General features: G+C 42.7%; 17 protein-coding genes and 3 pseudogenes. 14 read left to right on the top strand and 6 right to left on the bottom strand.

Annotated features, from left to right (window positions below):
* Window positions 1-510 precede the first annotated feature (510 nt).
* The 3 genes from QMK20_RS12885 to QMK20_RS12895 form a co-directional block, all read right to left on the bottom strand.
* A complete protein-coding gene (locus QMK20_RS12885) occupies window positions 511-909 on the bottom strand; it encodes a hypothetical protein (protein ID WP_404580080.1) in 399 nt (132 codons plus the stop codon).
* A 1,145-nt stretch (window positions 910-2,054) separates the two neighbouring features.
* Window positions 2,055-4,217: an amidase gene (locus tag QMK20_RS12890; protein ID WP_283656028.1), complete on the bottom strand. Its 2,163-nt coding sequence runs from the start codon at window positions 4,215-4,217 to the stop codon at window positions 2,055-2,057.
* Between the two features lie 168 nt (window positions 4,218-4,385).
* The gene (locus tag QMK20_RS12895; RefSeq protein WP_283656029.1) at window positions 4,386-4,997 is read right to left on the bottom strand and encodes a TetR family transcriptional regulator; all 612 of its coding nucleotides are present in this window, start codon (window positions 4,995-4,997) and stop codon (window positions 4,386-4,388) included.
* 321 nt (window positions 4,998-5,318) lie between these two features.
* Between QMK20_RS12895 and QMK20_RS12900 the strand changes: the two genes are divergently transcribed.
* Entirely contained in the window at window positions 5,319-6,293 is a 975-nt protein-coding gene (locus QMK20_RS12900; RefSeq protein ID WP_283656030.1) for a nitronate monooxygenase, read from the top strand.
* A gap of 513 nt (window positions 6,294-6,806) precedes the next feature.
* Window positions 6,807-8,501: a CocE/NonD family hydrolase gene (locus QMK20_RS12905; protein WP_283656031.1), complete on the top strand. Its 1,695-nt coding sequence runs from the start codon at window positions 6,807-6,809 to the stop codon at window positions 8,499-8,501.
* A 78-nt stretch (window positions 8,502-8,579) separates the two neighbouring features.
* Here QMK20_RS12905 and QMK20_RS12910 read toward each other — a convergent pair whose 3' ends face one another.
* Both QMK20_RS12910 and QMK20_RS12915 read right to left on the bottom strand, forming a co-directional pair.
* Window positions 8,580-9,572 carry a carbohydrate kinase family protein gene (locus tag QMK20_RS12910; protein ID WP_283656032.1) on the bottom strand — a complete coding sequence of 331 codons (993 nt, stop codon included), beginning with the start codon at window positions 9,570-9,572 and terminating at the stop codon, window positions 8,580-8,582.
* Window positions 9,573-9,594: 22 nt separating this feature from the next.
* Window positions 9,595-10,629: a LacI family DNA-binding transcriptional regulator gene (locus tag QMK20_RS12915; RefSeq protein ID WP_283656033.1), complete on the bottom strand. Its 1,035-nt coding sequence runs from the start codon at window positions 10,627-10,629 to the stop codon at window positions 9,595-9,597.
* Between the two features lie 506 nt (window positions 10,630-11,135).
* Between QMK20_RS12915 and QMK20_RS12920 the strand changes: the two genes are divergently transcribed.
* The 11 genes and pseudogenes from QMK20_RS12920 to QMK20_RS12970 all read left to right on the top strand — a co-directional run bounded on the left by QMK20_RS12920 (window position 11,136) and on the right by QMK20_RS12970 (window position 21,413).
* Entirely contained in the window at window positions 11,136-12,020 is an 885-nt protein-coding gene (locus tag QMK20_RS12920; RefSeq protein ID WP_283656034.1) for an ABC transporter permease, read from the top strand.
* Between the two features lie 14 nt (window positions 12,021-12,034).
* Window positions 12,035-12,916: a carbohydrate ABC transporter permease gene (locus tag QMK20_RS12925; protein WP_283656035.1), complete on the top strand. Its 882-nt coding sequence runs from the start codon at window positions 12,035-12,037 to the stop codon at window positions 12,914-12,916.
* An 18-nt stretch (window positions 12,917-12,934) separates the two neighbouring features.
* Window positions 12,935-14,554: an ABC transporter substrate-binding protein gene (locus QMK20_RS12930; protein WP_283656036.1), complete on the top strand. Its 1,620-nt coding sequence runs from the start codon at window positions 12,935-12,937 to the stop codon at window positions 14,552-14,554.
* Window positions 14,555-14,626: 72 nt separating this feature from the next.
* On the top strand, window positions 14,627-16,195 hold the full coding sequence (locus tag QMK20_RS12935) for a glycoside hydrolase family 32 protein (protein WP_283656263.1): 1,569 nt from the start codon (window positions 14,627-14,629) through the stop codon (window positions 16,193-16,195).
* A gap of 544 nt (window positions 16,196-16,739) precedes the next feature.
* A pseudogene (locus QMK20_RS12940) lies at window positions 16,740-16,952 on the top strand (SDR family NAD(P)-dependent oxidoreductase); the annotation flags it as partial.
* A gap of 568 nt (window positions 16,953-17,520) precedes the next feature.
* Complete coding sequence (locus tag QMK20_RS12945; protein WP_283656037.1) at window positions 17,521-18,105, top strand: TetR/AcrR family transcriptional regulator; 585 nt, start codon at window positions 17,521-17,523, stop codon at window positions 18,103-18,105.
* 209 nt (window positions 18,106-18,314) lie between these two features.
* Window positions 18,315-18,665: an oxidoreductase gene (locus tag QMK20_RS12950; RefSeq protein ID WP_283656038.1), complete on the top strand. Its 351-nt coding sequence runs from the start codon at window positions 18,315-18,317 to the stop codon at window positions 18,663-18,665.
* The gene (locus tag QMK20_RS12955; protein ID WP_283656264.1) at window positions 18,635-19,153 is read left to right on the top strand and encodes an oxidoreductase; all 519 of its coding nucleotides are present in this window, start codon (window positions 18,635-18,637) and stop codon (window positions 19,151-19,153) included. Before QMK20_RS12950 ends, QMK20_RS12955 begins: the two co-directional genes overlap by 31 nt.
* A complete protein-coding gene (locus tag QMK20_RS12960; RefSeq protein WP_283656039.1) occupies window positions 19,065-20,255 on the top strand; it encodes an FAD-dependent oxidoreductase in 1,191 nt (396 codons plus the stop codon). Before QMK20_RS12955 ends, QMK20_RS12960 begins: the two co-directional genes overlap by 89 nt.
* A 603-nt stretch (window positions 20,256-20,858) precedes the next feature.
* Window positions 20,859-21,223 (top strand): annotated as a pseudogene (locus QMK20_RS27680) (SDR family NAD(P)-dependent oxidoreductase).
* Window positions 21,210-21,413 carry an SDR family oxidoreductase gene (locus tag QMK20_RS12970; RefSeq protein WP_283656041.1) on the top strand — a complete coding sequence of 68 codons (204 nt, stop codon included), beginning with the start codon at window positions 21,210-21,212 and terminating at the stop codon, window positions 21,411-21,413. Before QMK20_RS27680 ends, QMK20_RS12970 begins: the two are co-directional and overlap by 14 nt.
* 260 nt (window positions 21,414-21,673) lie before the next feature.
* On the opposite strand, the gene QMK20_RS12975 is transcribed toward QMK20_RS12970, so the two are convergent.
* Window positions 21,674-22,372: a TetR/AcrR family transcriptional regulator gene (locus tag QMK20_RS12975; RefSeq protein WP_349362259.1), complete on the bottom strand. Its 699-nt coding sequence runs from the start codon at window positions 22,370-22,372 to the stop codon at window positions 21,674-21,676.
* Between the two features lie 546 nt (window positions 22,373-22,918).
* On the opposite strand from QMK20_RS12975, the pseudogene QMK20_RS12980 reads away from it, so the two are divergent.
* Window positions 22,919-23,662 (top strand): annotated as a pseudogene (locus tag QMK20_RS12980) (SDR family NAD(P)-dependent oxidoreductase); the annotation flags it as partial.
* Between the last annotated feature and the right edge of the window lie 147 nt (window positions 23,663-23,809).

Here is a 23,809-nt window from a genome sequence, read left to right on the forward strand (position 1 = left end):
CCTGTCATGGATAAAAGGGCGGTTACCCTGTTCGTCCTTTTATCTACCCATCTTAGTTGGGTAATTGGCAGTAAATCTATTGCAGTAATGGAGGTGTTAGTTCAATGACGCAGACCACCACGTCGAAAGCAATTATGACACAAAGCACCCCAAAAAAATCAAATGATTTTAATTTTGGGGGTGTACTTTAAGAACTTATTTATTTGATGATCGAAAAAACACATTATTTAATGTGTAACAATAATCAGGAGCCTTTAGGAGTTATGAAAGGAAGATTAACGGTTATGGAATGTATTCTGGGTTTGATCCTTTGATGGACTCTTTAATTACTATTCGACGGTTTCCCTTGCTGCGATTCTATGTTGTTCATTGAAGCATAATAATATTATTCTCAAAACAACACAATGATTTATACATAGCTGATCCGATCTAAATCTCTTGTCCTTTACGGCAATAGGTACAAGTTCTTGTCCCTCGACAGTATCAGGTGTTAAATACCCAAATGTGCCCTCAGAGTCGAACCTGCATATTCGCTTCTGAACCGCCCGGAAGAGCTATAAATCGGTCAATAGCCCCAGCCTCAAACCGCTCAATAATATCGTTCAATACGTCCTCAACCGTTCCAACGGAAACCCAATGAGCAGATCCGACGACCTCGGGCCTTGCCAACACATCTTCCACTGTAGGCTGATGGTTTATAATATACTGGCGCAAAAGCTCAGCATGTGTCCGGCTGCGGACTGGCTGATTCGGATCGGGAAGCATATCGGCAGTTACGCGATGATCCAAAGCAAAGCTGCTTAAATCAAGGCTAAGCACTGACTTGAGCAGTGCATGTCTGCGCTCCATACTCAAATGCGCATGTGCTGACTTATGTAATTCATGCGCTTCCTCGCGAGTTTCAGCCAAGAAAAAATATAATCCAGGCAAAACTTTGATGGCGTTCGGAGTTAGATGATAGTAAAGTCTATGAATTAATCAGTTTCCTTGGCCAGTAGCCAATGCTATGTCATCATTAATAAACTCAGTCGGACTATTGATTTAATAAGGAGAGCCATCAACAAAGCTGCATAGGAAGGATTGGAAGCCTATTTTCCCGTACAAAACAGGCCTATATTTTCGTTTCAAAATGTCTTAAAATTTTCTTGTGGCGGGAGACAGCTCATTAAATTTCGTATGCTGGGTGTGGAAAATGTTCTTATCATTATCTGTTACTGGTCTTTCAAATCTTGACTGTACCTAGAGATTTGGGCCAAGTTCAATGGGAGGTCATCTGGCTGTCGGCAGCCTTTCTTGTTCCTATGTTTTTTTGGTTTCCGCAATGGCAGATGAACAAAACGTGGTTTTGTATTGCTGAGATTTTACTCGGCGGGTCATATTATGTGAATTTGGTTATCCATCCCGAACTCATGTCCAAGCCGATTACTTGCTTCCCAGTCTTATGATGGGTTATTTATTGACCAGGCAGACATTTTGGATTATTCCCGTGGTGTCTTTGATGCCGCTCATCTTCCAAGCCTACGAAGGATACGCCATGAAACAGAGCTGGAGTATGGGGATGGACAACCTGTTATTTTGTTTTATCGGGATATGGGTAAGCTTCGTAGCGAATGCCTATCATCAGAAAAAAACTGCATGATACATTGGGTCACTCCTTTATTTCCCTGATTATGAGATTGGATGCGGCCGTTAATCGTTAATCTGTCGTTACGCCCCTTTTCTTGAGATAGAAGCGTATTTCCTACGATATTTGCGGTAAATGCAAGGCTGTATGAAGTTAGTCACTAATACATGAATATTCTTTTTGATTAAAAATATCCAAATAGTGATTGAGCTATCGAGAAACGATAGTTCGATGAACAAGACAGCAAGGCTACAGCATGCCAAGTTGCATTAGAATTTAAAGAGCTGGAAGTTACAGCTTCATCTGACCAACCTCCAGCCCGCCAAGCTCAACTATCCCGTCGCTCAGACCAGCTGCAGCGATAGCTTCCCTAATGAGAACCTCACGGTCAGGGAACCCACAATTATAGTGAGTTCTATGATGTCCTTTGTCATTGGGATAAAGTGACAGACTTGACTTGAGCAGAGGTATTTCCGTAAATATCCTTGGCCAGCACGAGAATATGCAGCGTATCGGCTTGGGAGGCACCACCCTGTTTGTATTTAGTAGTTGGAAGCGTTGCTGACCAATTGGATTTATCTTCTGTAATAACAACACGAATGCCATTGACATAAACTTTAAGCTGCGCAATATCGCTTTGATCTGTGACTGAACCTTCCAAAGAGAGAACATCGTCCTTGATCGAAGCACTCAACTTAAGTGCAGGGGCTCCTGTTTCCTTGCGTTTAGAGGGTGGGAGAGCAGTTTGCGGATTATAGGAAAAGGTTTCATCCTCAAGCGCTGGCGTGCGTGCTGCAATAGGACGGTTTTTGGTCGCCTGCTCATAGGAATAAGCGTAACGAAGCAGGTCATTATCGCTGTATGCGGCACCTGCCATCGTCAGATTAACGGGCATACCGGTATCCTTCATAGCGCCCATACTCACAGACACACTTGGGATCCCGTACTCGCGTAGAATGAAGTTCGTATTGGAGAAATAGTTGCCATTCTCCCAAGCCTCCTCATAGGACGTTTCATTCACATCGGAGTCAGCTTTGCCGATATTCGAATTTGCCGGGAATGCAATAAAATCAAGGTTGTTTTGCTTCATCCAATTTTCAAAATCAATCTTTCGTACATTTTCAAGCCCCCGTAGCCCTTCATGAAACTGAGGAATTTGTTCGTAAGGGGTGACGCCTTTCTTTATGGTTTCAATGAATACGTCATAGTGGCCAAGGTCTCTGCCACGTTTGGCATCTACCGAACCGGGCGGATTCGGGAAGACGGTTGCAGGGTCGATATTAGCCCATGACGGGAAATTCGGATCGCCCACACTTTTAAGGAATTCCTCAGCTGCATAAGGATTAAGCAGCCCGAATTCCTTTTCAACCCACTTTGCCGGCATCAAACCACGTTCTTCAGGTGTTTTCGCTGTTGCCCGGTCCTTCTCGCTGTTCGCCTGCAAGGGGAAGTCAACTTCCACAACCTCTGCTCCAAGAGCAGTGAAATCCTTTACAGCTTTTTCCCATAATGCCTGTATCGAAGGTCTGAATTTGATCGGAGTTGAGGTTTCATGGTCCTTACCGATATAGATTTTCGGAACGCCAATGCGTTTGCCTTTCAAAGCTTGAATGTCTCGCAGCTCTAAATAGGATTTGGGACGGACACTATTGACAGAAGGGAGCCGAACGGCTTTCTGTTCTCGCCAGAAATCGCCCTTGGTGATCTTATCCTCTACAACGATCACGTCAAGCAAGCGGAGCATGTCCTCAACAGTCCTCGTATGTGGGACAACGACATCCCGTATAGGGAAGAGCGGCCAATTCCCTCGAATGGAGATTAGGCCCCGCGATGGCGTATAGGCAATTAAACCATTGTTAGATGCTGGTGATCTTCCAGAGGATACCGTTTCTTCCCCCATACCGAAGGCAGCGAGGTTGGCGGCTGTTGATACGCCAGATCCGTTAGAGGAGCCAGAGTACCAGGCTGCAGCCAAATAATCTGGATTGTACGGACTTTCAGCACGGCCATAAATGCCTCTTTGCATTCCCCCTGCTGCCATTGGCGGCATGTTGGTTTTACCAATTAGCACCCCACCGGATTTGCGTATCTTCTCTACTGTAAAGGCATCGTCCTTTGCCATCAGGTTTTTGAAAGCCGGAGATCCAGAAGCGACAGTGAGTCCCTTAACCTTGTAGCTGTCTTTAACCGTGTAGGGGATGCCTTGCAGAGGCCCGGTTTTAATACCCTGTGCCCTTAGTTGATCAGCCTGAGCGGCTTCTTTTAGTACATCGGGGTTCAGAACAGGGATGGAATTCAGCCGAATGCCACTAGAATCATAGGCATATACACGGTTAAGGTACAGGGCGGTGAGCTCGACACTTGACAGTGCGCCTGACTTCATCGCTTCCTGCATTTGAGCAATCGTAGCCTCTTGCAATTGAAATGTAACTAGGGAGGAGGCGGGTTCACTAGTTTTACTTGAGGATGAGGGTGAAGGAGCGGCGGATGCAAGCGGGCATCCCGTGAAAGTTAAAATCATACCAACTGCGATCCATTTGCAATAGTTACCGATTACATTCCTTGTACTCGCTTTTAGCGTTCGTGCGCACATAGCATTTTCACTCCTTAAATTAGGTAGGATCAGGAATTTGAATAGATGGGAATGAGAAAAGCCTCTTTTACAGTATAAATGTTTCTAATTATATTACTTATTTTCATGTAAAATGTCAATTTTTGTTATGTAGAAAGCGAGGAAGTTCGGCTAACGATTATTAACAGTTCATGGAACTTGAAAAAAAGTATGATGCATTCCAAATTTGATATTATCCATAATAATATTTGCTACATCCTTTGGAGTCATATTGGGCGAATATTCAAACCACCATTTAACCGTTGTCATTGCAGATGATGCAAACAAGCGAGTTAATAACTCCTGCTTTTCTGAAAGTTCCTTCTTCGTAATTTCTGTTCCATTGCTATTTTTACGAAGACATTCCCTGGTTCTCCTTTCAAATGTGTGTGCCATATCTTCAAAGATATATAACTCAATATTTTTATTCCACAATATAAGGTACCAATCTTTATTATCATACATAAATTGGAGTTGTTTTCTTAAAGCATCCAAAGATTCATTCATTCTATTCTTCTCAAAATTAAAAGATGCTAGATTGATATTATTTGAAAGTTCTTCTAATGTTGATTTGACTAGTGATTCTCTTAGTTGGTATTTATTCTCATAATATTTGTAGAATGTAGAACGATTAATTCTTGCCGCTGTAGTAATATCTTTTATGGAAATAGATGAAAAGGTTTTTTGACTAATGCATTTAGCAAACCCATGTTTTATATTTTCAAGTGTTTTCACAACACGTAAATCCGTTATCTCATTCAATATATGTCACTCTCCAATTCATAACTTTACATAGTATTAATTTGATTTTTTTAAAAAACAACACAAGCTATCAAAACTGTTGTTTAAGCAACAGTTAGGGGGAAACTTACTGATATTCTGGATCTTTTTTCTTTATTATAATCTTAATATAAACAAATATTTGTTTAAAATCATAAAACGGTTGGAGTGTTGGGGCAAGACTGATACCTTATTTAACGACTGACATTGAGTTTTTTTGTATGTATCAATTCTAATTACAAGCTACTATCGACATTCTAACCCCATAAAAGAAAACATAAGTATGAAAAAGGAGAATTTTTTATGTCTAACAATCGGTTATGTGAAGTTTTGGGGATTGAAAAACCAATTATCCAAGGACCTATGGCTTGGGTTTCAACAGCACCATTAGTTGCAGCGGTTTCTGAAAGTGGAGGTCTTGGTGTATTAGGAGTGGGATTTGCTCCTTTAGATTTTATAAAGGAACAGATTATTGCTACAAGAAATATGACGAGTAAACCCTTTGGTATCAATGTAATTATGACTTCTGAATTATTAGATCATGTAACAAAAGTTGCATCAGAGGAAAAACCGCCAGTGATTTATGCTGATACACTATTGGACCTTGATCTAGAGTTATCCCAAAAATACTTTTCTATATGGCATGAATTAGGAATAAAAGTAATCGTAAAAGCAAGTACAATTCAAGATGCAATTACTGCGGAGAAAGCCGGTGCAGATGCAGTTATTGTAAAAGGTTGGGAAGGTGGCGGACATACTACCTATGAAGCAACAACGGTTCTTGTTCCACAAGCAGCAGACTGCTTATCTATACCTGTTGTAGCGTCTGGTGGAATTGCAGATGGAAGAGGAATGGCAGCTGCTATTGCCCTTGGTGCTGATGGTATTGAAATGGGAACCATATTTATGTGCGCAGATGAAACAGTAGTACATGCAAATGTAAAAGATGCCATGTTAAAAGCTGGTGATATGGAGACAGTGATAACAGGATATTCTACTGATGAGCCATGCAGACAATTGAAGAACAAGCTTTCAGAGGAAATGACTCAAATTGAAAACAATTACAGCAAAAAAGAGGCAGCAGAAAAACTAAAAGAAGTTTCTGAGAGTTCTTTAAAAAGGGCAATGATCGAAGGTGATGTTAAAGAGAAGGGCGCTATTATGGTGGGGCAAATAGTACCATTAATAACCGAGATTAAGAGTGTAAAAGATATTATAAATGATGTATTAGAAGGATACTATGAAACAATATCTAAGATAACTAAGTTTGTAGTTTGATGTTTATATATTTAAATTCAAAGGTGAAATTTAGAAACAGAAGTTAATGGAATTACACTATCTTAACTATAAAACCAGACGACATGGTCATACCATTGTCACCTAGACAAAACTAAAAAGAATCTATTAATTAGCAACCGTTCCTCAGAATTCTGTAGGGGACGGTTGCCTTAATTTTTCTAAAAGCTATGAAACAAATAATATAGCGGTAAACCATTTCTATATTCGAAACGAATTATTCATTCCCTGTTCAAAACACTGATTGATCAACAATACAACTGGAAAACTCATCTATTATGCGATTCCCGAGCTTGTCTAGAAGATCATACTTATCTTGAAAATGTAAATAAAAGGTCGAAAGATTAATCATCGCCTTATACGCTATATATTGACAGTGGAAAAGGAGCTCATGATTAGTAATTCTACAAAACCACATTCAATTTATACATCTATTTTTAAGATTAAAATTAGTAATGCTAAAAGAAATCACACGTATAAATGGAGGTTTATGAAATGTTTTACAAAGAGAATAGTAATGTCGAAATTATATATCGGCAATCAAAACCAGTTTCACAGTCAGAATATCCCGGGTTTGAACCAAGCGCTAGTATTATAAAGAAAGGAACCGTGCATCGTACAGATGGACAGCCTATTCCATGCGATATTCTCTGTGAACGTGATGTTGCGGTGAAATTAAGGGATGGTACGACTATTTATACTGATATATTTCGTCCTGTAGATGAAAAGAATGTACCGACGCTTGTCGTATGGAGCCCTTATGGGAAGAGAGGCAGTGTCTTATCCCTCGATTTATTTCCGGGGCGTATGGATGTTGCTCCCGAAGAGGAAGATGGTCTTAATAAATTTGAAGGTCCTAATCCGGGATATTGGGTAAACCATGGATATGCCATCGTTCATCCTGATCCACGTGGCGTATTTAACTCAGAAGGGAACATTCATGCTTGGGGCAAACAGGAGGCTGAGGATGAATACGATGTAATCGAGTGGGTTGCAGAACGTGAGTGGAGCAATGGTAAGGTAGGATTAACGGGAAATTCGTGGCTAGCCATTTCACAATGGAATGTTGCTTCTTACCGTCCGCCTCATCTTTCGGCTATTGCCCCCTGGGAAGGCGCTTGTGATATATTTAGGGAGACCTGCTTCAAAGGCGGGGTACCCGACTTCTCTTTTACTGAAACGATTTTTAGCTCCTTTACCGGAAATACAAGTTATGAAGATATCCCTGCCATGATGCGGAAATATCCGCTAATGAATGAATACTGGGAAGATAAAGCACCAACCTTGGAAAACATAGAGGTGCCTGCCTATATTGTTGCTAGCTATACGAACCTTCTACACACTTATGGTACCTTCGAGGGCTGGCAACGAATATCATCTAAGGAAAAGTGGCTTCGGATTCATAACACTTTCGAATGGCCCGATTACTACAATCCACAACATGTCGAAGATCTAAGAAAATTCTTTGGTTATTATCTCAAGGGTGAGCAGAATGGCTGGAACAACACCCCCAAGGTCCGTTTAGCTGTGCTCAATCCAGGTCACCAAGATATTTTGAATCGGGTGGAGGAGGACTTCCCACTAGAACGACAACAATTAATGAAACTATACTTGGATGCCAGTTTCGGCACGTTAAGCCAAGATACTGCAGGGAAAAAGGCCCAATTAAAGTATACTGCTGATGAGAAAGGGGTATCGTTTAAGGTATCCTTTGAACAGGATATAGAAATTGTTGGGTACATGAAGCTGCATTTATGGGTATCCACAGAAGATTCTAATGATATGGATGTGTTCGCTTTTGTAAGGAAGCTAGATGCAAGTGGTAAGGAACTCCCAATCAAAATGGTTAACGACAGTTATTATGCCGGTGCTAGCGGGCGGATGAGAGTATCTCTTCGCCAACTTGATGCAACGAAATCAACACTGGAAAAGCCAGTACAAAGCTTTAAAACGCAAGAAAAACTTAAACCCGGAGAGATTATTCCTGTAGAAATTGGATTCTGGCCAATGGGGATGAAATGGCATGCCGGGGAACAACTAGAATTGCTTATCACCGGAGTCGAACTTTTAAAGCGCCCCGAATTTCCTGAAATGTCAAGTGGCCCCTATATTAATCAGGGAACGCACACCATATATACTGGGGAGGAATACGACTCTTACTTAATAATTCCCGTTATTCCTTCCGTTTGAACGTTGTACAACAGCAATGGATCTCTACATAAAAAGGTGTCCAGCGACCTTAGGATCGTCGGACACCTTTTGCTGTTCTTACGCTTCAATCCTTGATTCACCCTGCTCTACGAAACGCTTAACTTCTTCCATCGACGGCAAGGCTGCAATCGCTCCAACTTTGGTGCACACGATGGCGCCGACTTGATTGGCAAGTGTTACAAATTCCTGCTGCTGCTTCCGGTTGGTGGTAAATGCCTTAGGCTGACTCAGCTGACTGATTTGATACAGCATAGCTCCGACGAAGGCATCGCCGGCACCGGTAGAGTCGATTGATTTGACAGCAATACTGCCGATTAGCGAACGGGAGACACCGCTTGAGATGAGGGTTCCTTCTTTCCCCAAGGTAACTGCCACCGTCTTGGCTCCGAACCCATGCAAAAGATCCAATGAAGCATTGCGGTCAGCCAGCCCTGTAATGATGTTTAATTCCTCTTCGCTTACCTTTACCAAATCCGCATTGTGTATTCCTCTTCTGGACAGTGCGATAAATTCCTCCAGCCTGTCTTTCCAGAGGTCCCCCCGGTAATTGGGATCAAAGGAGGTGAATTGCCCATTGGCCTTCGCCTCGTCCAATAAAGATAAATACGCTTCCCGGAAAGGATCGGCGAGCAAGGCCGTTGCCGAGCCAAAATGCAGAATGGCAGCCTGTCGGGTCCATTCCCTATCAATGTCCTGCAGAGACAACTGACGGTCAGCTCCACGGTTGAACACGAAATCCCGTTCGCCGTTAGCGGCAAGGGAAACAAAGGCCAGTGTAGTCGGCGTTGCCGGATCAAAAAGGAGCATGGATGTATCCACGTGCTGCTCATCCAGAGTTTGCTTCAGGTACATGCCGAACGGATCGGCTCCGACTTTTCCCAAGAATGACGCTTTTCCTCCGAGCTTGGCTACGGCTGCGCTCACATTTGCCGGAGCACCGCCGGCCTGCTTGGAGAAATGCTGACCCTTGGCAAGATTGACATCAATATCCGTACAGAAAAAATCAATGAGCAGCTCGCCCACACATAGAACTGTTCCGACATTTTTCACTTTGATTCACCTCTTGGCAGATTTAGTTTAAAACAGGCGTCGAGTCCCGGTATACGATATCCGTTGCAACATGGGTTACTCGGTACGGCATGGTATTATCTTTGATTCTGGATAATAACATTTCGGCTGAAATAATACCCATCTGACTACTGTAAATATGTACGGTAGTCAGATGGGGCTCGACTACCCGGGATTCTGAAGCATCATCGAACCCGCAGACAGCAACATCTTCCGGGACTTTAATCCCCTTGTTTTTCAAAGATTTTATCACGCTGATGGCAATAAAATCATTGGCGCAAATAAAGACGGAGGGGCACTCCCTCAGGGCATCCAATTGCTGCTCCATCCAGTTCTCCTCTATAAAGAAATTGCGGTCCGGCGCTACAATGCTATGGGCAGGGTCCAAGGTGATTCCGGCTTCTGCCAGGGCCTTATTGAATCCCGTCCAGCGTTCATTGAAGCTTTTGCAGTGATTGTAATCGCCTACAAAACCGAAGCTTTCGTAGCCATGATCTATTAATTTCCGGGTAACACAGTATGTGCTGTGCTCATTTTCCATCAATACCAGATCTGCCTTCAATTCCGGATACACCATATCTGCAGCACAATCAATAAAAATGGTTGGGATGCCAAGATCCGTGATCAGCTTGCTGTATTCCTTGCTGAACATTTCGATGCAGAAGATGCCAGCCACATTCGAAGGCTCGAAATTACCGGGTAGGGTCATCGTATTGATATCGTTCTCACGGACAAAATAAATGGATAAAGTATAGCCCTGGTTGCTGATTTCCTTCTCCAGCCCGCTGATCAGCTGCGATCCAAAGTGTGAGCTATTGGGAAGATTACAGGTCAAAAGTGCGATATTGCCCTGTTTTTCAGAGGCTGTTTCCATATAAGAAAATTGTTTGTATTTAAGCTCCACTGCTTTTTTGATCACCTTGTCCCTCGTTACGGCAGGAATATTCTCTACTCCATTAAGCGCCTTGGATGCAGTGTTTCTGGAAATTCCCAGGGCATCAGCGATGTCTTGAATAGTAACCTTTGACTTTCTCGTCATATTGTTCCACCTTATTCTCCCGAATTAAGATTCTTCATATTTCTAAATATATAGTATTTTCATGCTTTTAACAATGAAATTATTCAAATGAACAAAATAAGTTTACATTTGTATGTTTATTTGATGCATTTTTAAGGGAATTGGTGCTAAAAATATTATATTCCTCTTGAATCATGTGTTTTTAATGAATTTAGTTGCCGAAATGTATTGACTTATTCAATGTGCACCTGTTAAATTGTAATAGAAAAAATGTTCAAATGTAAAATGTAAACCCATTCATCTTGGGGAAGTGTAAATTTCTAGTCATGTTGGAGGTGGGTGAATTACCAGTAAGGCATTTGCAAAACATCTTGCGTAATTATGTCAGAGAGATGACGTAACATGGCTTAGAACTGTCTTTAATAACAAGCCGTGAACAGTAGGGGGAAAAGATTGGCAAACTCGATCGCTCAAAAAAGGGGAGTTAAGGCTTCAGAAACAAAAAAAGAAACCATTGGCTAAGTTACATGGTTCGAAATTATATATTGTATTTGTTTCTGCTTCCGTCCATAGTTCTTACCGTCATTTTCAAGTATGTTCCCATGTACGGCTCGATCATTGCGTTTAAAAATTTCAGTCCAAGAAAAGGCATCATGGGCAGCGAATGGGTTGGATTTGAACATTTTCAGCGGTTTCTTTCATCACCAAATTTTTATGACATTTTAATGAATACGCTTAAATTAAGCGCTTACGGTCTTATTCTCGGTTTCCCAGTACCCATCATTCTGGCCTTAATGCTAAATCTGATCAGAGGAGCGAAGCTCAAGAAGAATATTCAGCTTATTGTTTACGCACCTAACTTCATCTCGGTTGTTGTTGTTGCCGGTATGCTGTTTGTTTTTCTATCGCCGACTGGAATAGTGAACGCTTTGGTAACAACCTTCACCGGCAAGCCGATTTCTTTTATGACTGATCCCGCCTATTTCCGAACGGTATATATATTGTCCGGTATATGGCAAACAGCGGGCTGGTCCTCTATCATTTATGTGGCCACCTTAGCTAACGTGGACCCGCAGCTACATGACGCTGCAACAATTGATGGCGCTTCTTTGATGAAGAGAATCTTCCACATTGATCTGCCAGCTCTCAAACCCGTCATGGCCGTCCTATTCATTCTCGCTGCAGGAGGCATCATGTCGATCGGCTATGAAAAGGCTTACCTGATGCAGACGGCTCTGAACACGCCAACCTCGGAAATCATCGCGACTTATGTATACAAGGTGGGGTTGCAATCTGGCGATTATGCTTATTCTACGGCAATCGGGTTATTCAATTCCGTGATTAATGTGGTCCTGCTGATTTTCGTAAATACCGTCGTCAAGAAGCTGAACGAAGGGGAAGGGCTGTATTAAAGAAGGAGGTATTTATGGATATTCATTACACCGGGAAGGACCGGATTCTGATCATCATCAATTATATTCTGCTTGGTTTGTTTGTTCTCGCTATTCTGTTACCGCTGGTTTATGTGGTGCTTTCGTCCTTTTTGACTCCCAATACCCTGATTAGCAAAGGGTTTGCCATTACATCATCCGACTGGACACTCACGGGATATGCCAAAATCCTAAGCAACGGTGCCATGATCCGCGGTTTTTTTAATGCCATTTTTTATTCAGCAGCCTTTGCGTTCGCAACCGTATTGTTTTCCGTCTTCGCGGCTTACCCGCTTGCGATTGAAGGGCTGGCAGGGAAACGGTCCATTATGATCTTTTTCCTGATAACGATGTTTTTCGGTGGCGGTCTGATTCCAACCTATCTGGTGATTAAGGATTTAGGCATGTTAAATACGGTGTGGGCCATTATTCTGCCCGGCTCGATCAGCGTATTCAATATTATTCTGGCAAAGACTTATTTCCAAGGGCTTCCCAAAGAGCTGTTTCAGGCGGCGAGCATAGACGGAGCTTCCGAGCTCAGTATTTTCTTTAAAATCGTCCTGCCGTTGTCGAAGCCTATTATTTTTGTTCTAGCTTTATACGCTTTTGTCGGACAATGGAATTCTTATTTCGACGCCATGATTTATCTGGATGATCCGAAGCTGTTTCCGCTTCAACTGGTGTTGCGCTCCATTTTGATACAGAATCAGGTTCAGCCCGGTATGATTGCCGATGCGCTGGCGCAAGCGGAGCTTAAGAAATTGTCCGAAATGATTAAATACTCTGCCATTGTCATATCAAGTTTGCCTTTGATTGTCATGTATCCATTCTTCCAGAAGTATTTTGAAAAAGGTGTCATGGTAGGTTCGATCAAATAACAAACCGGGGGAATAGAGATGAACAAAACATTACTAACCTTGTCTGTGCTGGTACTTTCCACTTCACTGCTTGCCGGATGTGGCGGTTCAGGCAATAATTCTGCGGCATCCGAAGATTACAAGCTGGAAAATGTCACTCTGCCGCTTAAAGAGAAAGTTACCTTGCATTTTATGACTCAAAGCTCGCCACTGGCACCTTCCGATCCAAATGAAAAGCTGATTTATAAAAGGCTGGAAGAAAAAACAGGTGTGCATATCGATTTTACCAACTTCACCTCTGATTCCTTCATTGAAAAAAGAAACCTGGCTGTTGCCAGTGGAGATCTTCCAGATGCCATACTGGATGCCGGATATTCCGACTATGATTTGTTGAACCTCGGACAGGATGAAACCATTATCCCTCTGGAGGATTTGATTCAAAAATATATGCCAAATCTGCAAAAGGTATTGAAGGAAGCACCTGAGTACAAATCCATGATAACCGCACAGGACGGGCATATTTATGCTTTTCCCTGGATTGAGGAGCTGGGGGCCGGGAAGGAGAGCATTCATTCTGTAAACGACATGCCATGGATCAATGTGGAGTGGCTGAAAAAACTGGGTCTTAAAATGCCGAAAACTACTGAGGATTTAAAAAATGTGCTGCTCGCATTTAAAAATGGCGACCCTAACGGAAATGGCCAAGCGGATGAAATCCCGCTGTCTTTTATACTCAATAACGGCAATGAGGACCTGAATTTTCTGTTCGGATCATTCGGTCTTGGGGACAATGGTGATCATACTGTAGTGACCAATGAGGGGAAAGTGGTCTTCACTGCCGATCAGGACGGTTATAAAGAGGGGATCAAATATCTTAATGAGCTGTATAAGCTGAACCTGATCGACGAAGAGTCATTCGAGCAGGATTACAATACGTATCTGGCCAAAGGCCAGAATGAAAAATACGGTCTCTACTTTCAATGGGATAAGGCGAATATTTCAGGAGACAACGATAAATATGAATTGATGAATCCGCTCGCGGGGCCAAGCGGTAAAGTCAATGTGACCCGCACGAACAATCTCGGCTTTGACCGGGGGAGAATGGTGATTACCAGTGACAACAAAAATCTTGAGCTTACGGCAAAATGGATTGACCAACTGTATGATCCTATCCAGTCCGTACAGGACAACTGGGGCACCTACGGCGACAAAACTCAGCAGAACATTTTTGAATACGATGAAGCGAGTCATATGCTGAAGCATCTTCCGCTTAAGGGAACGGCTCCTGTCGAGCTGCGGCAAAAAACGAATATCGGTGGTCCATTGGCAATTCTTGACGAGTATTACGGAAAAGTAACGACCAAGCCCGATGATGCAGTAGGGCGGCTCAAGCTCATGAAAGAAAGACTTGTTCCTTATATGAAGGCTGACCACAATTTCCCGAAAGTCTTCTTCTCGCTGGAGGATCAGAAGCAGATCTCTACCTTGGAAACAGACTTATTTGCCTACGTTAACCGCAAACGGGCGGAATGGATCAAAACAGGCAAAGTGGAAGAAGAATGGGCGGATTATAAAGCCGAGCTTTCCAGACTGGGACTGGACAAATGGCTGGAAATCAAACAGAAAGGCTATGACAGATATCTTAAAGATCAAGGCTGAAACATATAAAAGGTGGTTGGGGCTGTTAACACCTTATCAACAATCAATAGGAGAGTGGATACCATTAAAGACATGCACCTAACGGACGACAGTAGCAGCAGAAAAGGATCACGAAACAGTAATTATAAGGAGACATACAGGCCTCAATTTCATTATTCACCGGAGAAAAATTGGATGAACGATCCCAACGGCTTGGTTTACTATGAGGGAGAGTACCACCTGTTCTACCAGCATACGCCCCATGATACGCGTCCTGACTTTGGTCGCATGCATTGGGGACATGCGGTAAGCAAGGATCTGGTGAATTGGGAAGAACTCCCACCGGCAATTCCGCCTGGAGAGGACGGAGCGATCTTCTCGGGAAGTGCGGTGGTGGATAAGAACAATACCAGCGGATTTTTCGACGAGGAAGGATCAGGCTTGATTGCCATTTATACGAATGAGGGCAACAAGGCTCAGCCCGGCAAGCCGCAGGTGCAAAGCATTGCTTACAGCAAGGACAAAGGTCGAACCTGGATAAAATATGAAGGTAACCCGGTTTTATTCCCAACGGAAACGCTAGACTTTCGTGACCCGAAGGTGTTTTGGCATGATGAATCGTCAATGTGGATCATGGTTCTTGCCGTAAGAGAACGTGTAGAATTTTACACATCTCCAAACCTCAAAGAATGGTCGTTTGCAAGCGAGTTCGGTTCCGACATTCCGTGTATACACCGAGGGATATTTGAATGTCCTGATGTATTTCGAATCCGAGTAGATGGGGATGAGAATACCACGAAGTGGATACTAATGCTAAGTGTGGGGGATAGAAATGGTGTGAATCCAGACGATCCGGAACCACCGGCAGGGGGTTCTGGCATGATGTATTTCATTGGCAACTTTGACGGTAAGACATTTACTCTGGATGAAGCGCTGGAAACTTTCGATGCTATTAAATGGGTAGACTACGGATCAGACTTTTACGCGGCCGTGACCTGGAATGGCATTCCAAACGAGGACGGACGAAAGATTTGGGTCGGCTGGATGAACAATTGGCGTTATGCTACCACGCTACCTTCAGAGGAATGGCGTGGCAAGATGTCAATTCCCCGTGAGCTACAGCTTAGGACTTGTCCGGAAGGACTTCACTTAATCCAAGCACCCATAAGTGAATTAAGTCAGCTAAGAGAACCGATTTTGTCTCTGCAAGACTTGACGATTAAGCCAGGTATGAACGTGTTGTCTGATATTTCTGCTGCAAAGGCAGAAATTATTGCAGAATTTGAAATCAGTACGGCCGTGGAATTCGGGTTCAAAGTGCGGAAGTCTTCCAATCAGGAGACGATCATCGGATATAATATCTCGAATGGGGAGTTGTCCGTCGATCGGACGAAGTCGAGCGCCATTGATTTTCATTCCGATTTCACAGCGATACACAAGGCCCCTATGAAGCCAGAGCATGAACGGATACAGTTGAGCATTTATGTGGATTGGTCAAGTGTCGAGGTCTTCGGAAATCATGGAAAAACAATCATTTCAGACATGATTTTCCCTGATTCGGAAAGTAGAGGGCTAGAGCTCTATACCATTGACGGAGACCTAAGGGTCGTATCGCTTCAAATCAATGATCTAGTAAGCATTTGGGGAAATGAGACTGTTTAGACTTTAGTTACCGTTATCATTCAAATTAAAATTATCTCACGACAGAACTCGTTGAGTAGCATTTTTCTACCAAGACACATAACACCCGATCGGTTCACAACCGTATCGGGTGTTTTCGTATCATTGGAAAATTAGTGGAACTCAAAAGACGACCACGGAGCAATCTCATTAAAAGTGAGTAAGAGCTATTGCTTTGCAGTGTTGAAAGGCGTAAGAATCTGCCCGTGCATGCCCAGTTCAAACATCCGCAATTATAATTTCCATAAGAGAGAAGAGGTTATGGCTGCTGGTCTTGAGTTCTTTAAAGTTAATTTGAAATAAACTCTAGCTGATGGGGCGTACGATCTATTACTACAAAGACAAATGATAAAGGTATAACAACTATTTACATTCATATTGAACACGTTTTACAGGTTGATTCCGCTTCGATACAGCTCTTAACTACGATGTCTAGTAGATACTTTTTCTATTATAGTGAATTAATATCATTTGCAAAGATACACGGAACGGATTTGCAATACAAAATGTTGACGAGTATACTAAAAACTCCATCCATCCCGGATATATTGAAAAGCCGATGATGGTCGATTTGTTCAAGGACGAGAATATGAATCAATGGTTCCTATCGCAGACGCCGCTTCCACGTTTGGGTAAGCCGGAGGATATCGCCAACGGCGTCCTATTCTTGGCGTCGGACGAGTTTTCCTACATTACAGGCGTGGAACTGCCAATCGACGGCGGCTATTCCGCGAAATAATCGTCGGATCTTCGCGGACTGCATTCTTTGCCTCAGCCGGGGAGCAGTGCGGTGATGACGATATCGCCGTCACCGCAATATCGAACATCTGGGTTAGATGCAGTTAAAGGTAGTCCTTTGCTACTCCAAAAACACCAGAAAATGAAAGAACTTTTACATACTTTGAACAACCTTCATATGAGGATAATCTTACTCTACTTATCTCATGAATCTCCCAAAGTTTACTTAAAATATATTTACGTTAATTTAACTGTCGACCGCTATTGGACCGTGAGAGAAGAAAAGGCGACTGAATTCGGTTTAAAAGATGTAGCATTCGAAAATCTAGCGACATTTGCACACAGCTTCATGCTGAAAGCTTACTTCAAATATGAATTGTAGAGAAGAAGATGCTGCAAAAAATGAATATCTTAAACTGCTGATCAATCAGCAGCTTTTTTGTTTGAAACGGAGAGGAAATGTTTTTGGATAGCATCATTAATACTTCGCTTTAATTTTGTTGTTCCATTGTTAATATTAGCTGATTTGATATAATACGTTAAAGATTAACAATTTACAGAGGTGGCAAATGAGAAAGCTTAAGAGCATAGAAGAACGGATTCTCGATCGGGCTCTATACCTAATGGGAATTAACAAAACCTGCGATATACCCATTAGGACTATAGCTAAGGAAGCTAATGTAAACGTCAGTGCGATTAACTATTATTTTCGGTCAAAAGAAGAAATGCTGAGGTTGGTCAAGGAGTTTTACATTGAGAACACCTTGACCGTTTTAGCTATATTGAACAACAAGAATTATAAGGTAGAAGAAATGTTGGTGTTGACGGCCAATGAAATCATGGAATATTCGTTGAGATTCCCAGGAAATATGGTAATTTTGAGAGATTCAAAAAAGCGTGCCGACATCGACGAGGTCTCAAGAAAAATTATCGACATATCTGCGGAAATAGAGAAACGGTTGAAAGAGCTAATTCGCCAGCTTATTCTGGGTGATGAAACATACTTGAATTATAAATACTTAATTTTTACCGCTTCTATTAATTATCCGACTGAGTATGATGGCAATGAGGACTTGGGAGGAACGCTATTAGTCGAAAGAAAGGATAGAATGACATATCTCAAGCTGCTGATCAGGACTCTGATATCAACTTAAGGAGTGCAGGAAGCGTGAGACCAATAGACTATGCTGGGATAGTCTATTTTTTATGAAAAAAATTCAAACAAAATGTTCTAAACGCATTGATTTAATTATCTGTTCAGCTTATATTTAAATTGTGAATTACAAGTTGGTATGTTTATAAACAAAGTTGTGAAAAACATCACAAACTAAAGGTTTTAGTAGTATCGAGGAGGAGAATTTATATGGTATACGACACTCTTTTTAGTCCTATCAAAATTAAAGGGTTGGAACTAAAGAATCGGGTTATGTTTCCGGCAATGGGAACAAAGATGGCAAGCGAGGACCGTTTTGTAACGCAGCAGTTGATTGATTATCATGTAGCAAGGGTTGAAGGTGGCTGCGGTTTAAATATTACAGAAGTATGCTCTGTCTACAAGCTTGCTTCCCCGAAGAAATATCTTGCGATTTCGGAGGACAAATACATTCCTGGTTTGAAGAAACTTACGGATGCGATTCACGAAGCGGGGGGGGGAAGGCAGGAGCTCAACTCTGGCTCGGAGGCCTGGCTGTCGGAAGCGATCCTGAGCAAATGATCATCATTCCAAGTCCCATACTGGTGCCGGGAACAGAGCACACCATCCCCGGAGCAAGCCTAGAGACTATTCAAGAAGTGGTCAAAGCATTTGGAGAAGCTTCCAAAAGGGCAGTAGAAGCTGGCTTCGACACCATCGAATTTCACGCTGGTCATAATTACACTCCTCATTCCTTTCTCAGCTCCCATTTTAATCGGAGAACGGATGAATACGGTGGGGATTTGGATCATCGGGCAAGGTTCCTGATTGAATGCATTGAGGCTATTCGTCAGAATATGCCCGCTGACATGCCGCTGTTCATGCGAATTGACGCGCATGACGATTATTTGGAAGACGGCCTGACCATTGAAGAGGTTATCCAATTTTGCAAGCTGGCCCAAGCAAGCCGGAGTAGACATATTGGATGTATCCAGAGGCAACTTTTCCTCTTCGGGCATTATTTACGAGGTTCCTCCCATCGATCTGCCCAGAGGCTTCAACGTCGATAATGCGGCCAGAATCAGGAAGGATACTGGCATGATTACTGTAGCTGTAGGCCGAATTAATGATCCTGCTCAGGCGGATGAGATTCTTTCAAGTGATAAGGCGGATATGGTTGTAATTGGGCGTGCTCAGCTTGCCGATCCTGAATTCTGCAATAAGGCACAAGCGGGAAAAGCAGAGGGTATTGTCCGGTGTGTCGGATGCAATCAAGGTTGCTATGACGGATTTGTCTCAACGGAAATACCATTTATCACTTGCTTGAGAAATCCGGCACTGGGCAGAGAAATCGAATACAAGTTAACGACTACCGAGTACCCCAAAAAAGTTTTGGTTGCGGGCGGCGGGATAGCAGGTCTTGAGGCAGCTATAATTTTGAAGCGCAGAGGCCATCATCCGATAGTATGCGAAGCTTCTGACGCGTTAGGCGGACAGTTTGCACTTGCCGGCGAAGCACCGAGAAAAGAAGAGATGAAGACAGCAGCTTTGGCTATGGGGGAGCAGGCCATCAGAGAAGGTGTAGATGTGAAGCTTGGAACGCCTGTTACCGCTTCTCTTATTGCGGAGCTTCAGCCCGACGAAGTGATCATTGCCGTTGGTTCTACTCCGATGGAATTGAAAGTTCCCGGCAGCCACTTGCCATTGGTAACAAACTCTCATGATGTTCTTGCTGGCAAGCTGACGATTTCCGGCAAGGTTGTCGTTGTCGGGGGCGGCCTGGTGGGCTTAGAGGTGGCTGAATATTTACACGATCAAGCCTCCGAAATAACAGTGGTAGAAATGATGGATCAAGTAGCCAAGGATTTGGGGCAGCTGCGTTCGATATGCGTCATGGAAAATCTTTATGCTTCTGGAGTGAAAACCTTAACGGATGCCAAATGTGTGGAAATTAAGGACAACGCAGTTGTAATTGAAAGCAAGGGACAGCTTCAAGAATATCCATGTGATTCGGTTGTGGTTGCTATTGGTGCCAAATCACGAAATTTTGAGAATATAAATGCGTTTTGCAGAGAGCATCACATTCCATGTCATGTTATCGGAGATGCGGTTCAAGCTCGCAGAGCGCTGAATGCCGTAGCCGAGGCAAACGAAATTGCACGGGCGATTTAGGCGAGAAAAGGAGCAATGGAAATTGGAGTAAAAGCATTGGTAGCACAAAGCAAAGATGCTACTGCAAAGTCATGCTGGAGAGATTTGTCAGCTCCCAGCATGACCATATGAACACGTGGAAGGTTTGAGTAGACACCGAATGAAGAAATGGTTGGTTCGATTGCATTATTGTTTAATACCCTCTCCAATATTTCTCCCATCTCATGGCTGGATTCTATTGCACCGCTTTGCAACCAATTGATCAAGATATTAAAAATAGCATCTGCATAGTATTTATTGTAATAAATGTTTACAAACGTTGAAATACTGCTTACTATCAGTCTTCTTGTGCAGTCTTAATAGCGAGGCAAATTCCTCTGTCGAATATTCCGTATAGCTTTCCAATATGTCATCCTTATTATAAAGCTATCTATAATATGTCGTTCTGGAGAAACCTGCTTTTATTGTGATCTGGGTAATCGTTATTTCTTGATCCGAAGCGTTCTTCATCAAATTCAGCAAAGCATTTACTATCCATTCTTTGACTATCATTTTTTCACTATAGCTTTTTATGATGTAACTTTTATCAAAACGAATGTAGCGGATGAAAAAAGCGTTAAGTCTATGGTTGAAGAAACCGTCTCAAAGTATGGGACAATTGATATATTAATCAATAACGCTCAAGCAACAGATAAAAGTGCATTACCGACATTGGTTGAAGATACTACTGTTGAACTAATGAAATTGTGTTGGACTACTGGGGCGCTAGGCACTTTCTTCTGTACAAAATACATAGTCCCTACATGAAGAAACAAAAATATGGCAGGATCGTAAATACTGCGAGTGCAACCGGCGTTAAAGGTATGGAGACTTTTGCTGCTTATGGTTCTCAAAAAGAAGCTATTCGTGGATTGACACGTGTATGTGCCACTGAACTAGGGGCATTTGGAATAACGTGTAATGTGATCTGTCCAGGTGCATTTAACTGAGGCATCCAAGATGTGGAAAGAGGCTTTCCCTGATGAATATGCCGCAGCAGTGGCACCTCAACCGATTAAACGATTAGGTGATCCCAAAAAAGATATTGCTCCTGTAGTCATGTTCTTGGTATCTGACGATGCACAGTTTGTTACAGGACAAACCATTGGCGTTGATGGCGGAACTACTATGCTCTCTTAATAGGCGTGAGGAAAAAATTTAATTTTACTTCATGAGGTTAGCTAGTATGAATACTGGCTGGCCTTTTTCGCATGAGTTGGGAAGGACCTGGAGCGATCAATACACCATCAGACAAATGAGGCCGATCAGCAGCTCGGTCGCACAAAAATGAACTCAAAAGGAGAAAGTACACTTGTCCTGTTCAATATGTGCTCACATCGGTCCTCATAATCTGGGAATCCGCGATATCCTGAAGCCAATCTAAAGCCCAAAGGCGATGTTTACGCTCTTAATTGGTCCAGGAACAATTTCTTCAGGATCTTGAACTGTTTTGCCTCTTCTACCTGGGTATGAAATGCCGCAATGCCATTCAGCATAGCCATTTTCTTGGAAAAATTCCCAAAAACGTTCATCATGGTAATGATGGTATCGGTAGTCATATGGTCCGTCCTTACGGAGCCGTCTTGCTCTCCAAGTAAGGCAAGCTCGCTGAAAAGCGCGATCAGTTTGTTGTATTGTGCCTGATAGATTTCTATATCTTCCAGAGGTTCTTTTGACATCGCAACGTAACATTCAAATGCTTCAATAAGTTTAGAGTTTCGTTGATGCTCTGTGTTCTGAAAAAAGATGAGCACACCGAAAATTCTGTCCAGCTTGTCGTAACAGTTGCCTTTGCCCCTAACAATTTCCGATAACACCTCAAATTCGGATTGGACAATCCTGGAAGCTACGGACACAATCAATTGCTCCTTTTTAGGGAAATAACGGAAGATGGTAGCTACGCCCAAACTCGCCTCCTTGGCGATTTCCTGCATCGTAGCTTGTTCAAACCCTTTATTGGTAAAAACGATCTGGGCTGCTTCAATAATATTTCTGCGTCGCGTTAATCTCAGATTGCTGCGCTCATGTTCAAGTCTTTGACTAGGTTGAATGAGGAAGACCTCCTTACAGGATTCAGCTTCAATTATGCTAGCAAAGATGCCTCTTGCTTGTCAATGAACATGCTTGTTAAACATAGCGAAGCACACAGATTAACTTTTACCTGGCTCACGAAGCAAAGTTGGACCTGCAGCAAGATACGAAGCTTTTCCAATCTAAGTATCTCTTCAATATGGAAGTGTTCTGCGTGGCCATAACTTTGGGTATAGTTGCACCCACATTCTCAAAATGATATCATTACTATCATGATGATAGCTATAATATCATTTAAAAAAACATATTAACTTTACTGGAGGATGAGCCCAATGGCATACAATGAAAATATTAAAATTGGTAATTTATTAAACCATGAGGAAGCGTTTGCTGTACTGCAAAAACATTTGCCTGAATTTGTAAAAGAACCAACATTTAAGATGGCTTCCAATTTCACTTTGGATCAGCTGGTGGCCCTTCCTCAAGTGAACATTCCCCTTTCTACACTAGAAGCAATTAAGAATGATTTGGCTCCAATTGTGTTTGTAGCAGAAGAAACTCCACAAACCCACGCTGCTCCTTCTTCCAGAAAAAACGATGCTACGCTTGAGGGTAAAGTCATCACCATCACAGGTGCAGGAAGCGGAATTGGCCGGGCAAGCGCAGTGCTGATGGCATCAAGAAAGGCCAAGCTGGTGCTGGTTGACTTCAATACTGCTACAGGAGAAGAAACGCTGGAGCTTGTTCGTAAAAATGGTGGGGAGGCCGTTTTTGTTCAAGCTGACGTATCCCGAAGTGAGGATGTTCAGAACTATATACAGAAAGCAATTGAAACTTATGGAAAAATTGATGTGGCATTTAACAATGCTGGTATTTTGCAAAAATTCCAACCCTTTCATGAAATCTCAGAAGAAGAATTTTCGCGGGTGATTGGTGTTAATCTGAAAGGGATATTCTTTGGAATGAAGTATGCCCTGCAAGTGATGGAGAAACAAGGCTACGGTCATATCATCAATACCGCATCTACGACTGCAATACGTGCCGAGCACAGTTTGGCTGCCTACACTGCAAGCAAGCACGGAGTTGCAGGTTTAACAAAAGCAGCTGCAATCGAGTATGTGAGAAAAGGAATTCGCATAAATGCCATCTGTCCTGGGGGAGTGGCTACAACCTTAACAGCGGCTGTTCCTCAATCACTGCAAGAAAGCGGTTATGTACCAGAAGAATTCCCGAATATGCGGATTGGGCGTTATGCAGAGCCTGAAGAACTGGCTGAACTGGTTGCTTTCATGGCCTCGGATGGCTCAAGTTATATGACGGGGTCCATCATAGTGGCCGACGGCGGTCTTACGCTCTGATTCGAGATAGCAACAAAATAAAATAGATGTCGCATGTTTCACACTTGAGTGGATTTATGTCGGTTGTAAGGCTTCAGCAGAGGCACATCGCAGCAAGCGATGTGCCTCTGGTTTTTTTTATGTGACGGATTGTACATCAACCACAGA

Source organism: Paenibacillus sp. RC334, assembly GCF_030034735.1.
GTDB lineage: Bacteria > Bacillota > Bacilli > Paenibacillales > Paenibacillaceae > Paenibacillus > Paenibacillus terrae_A.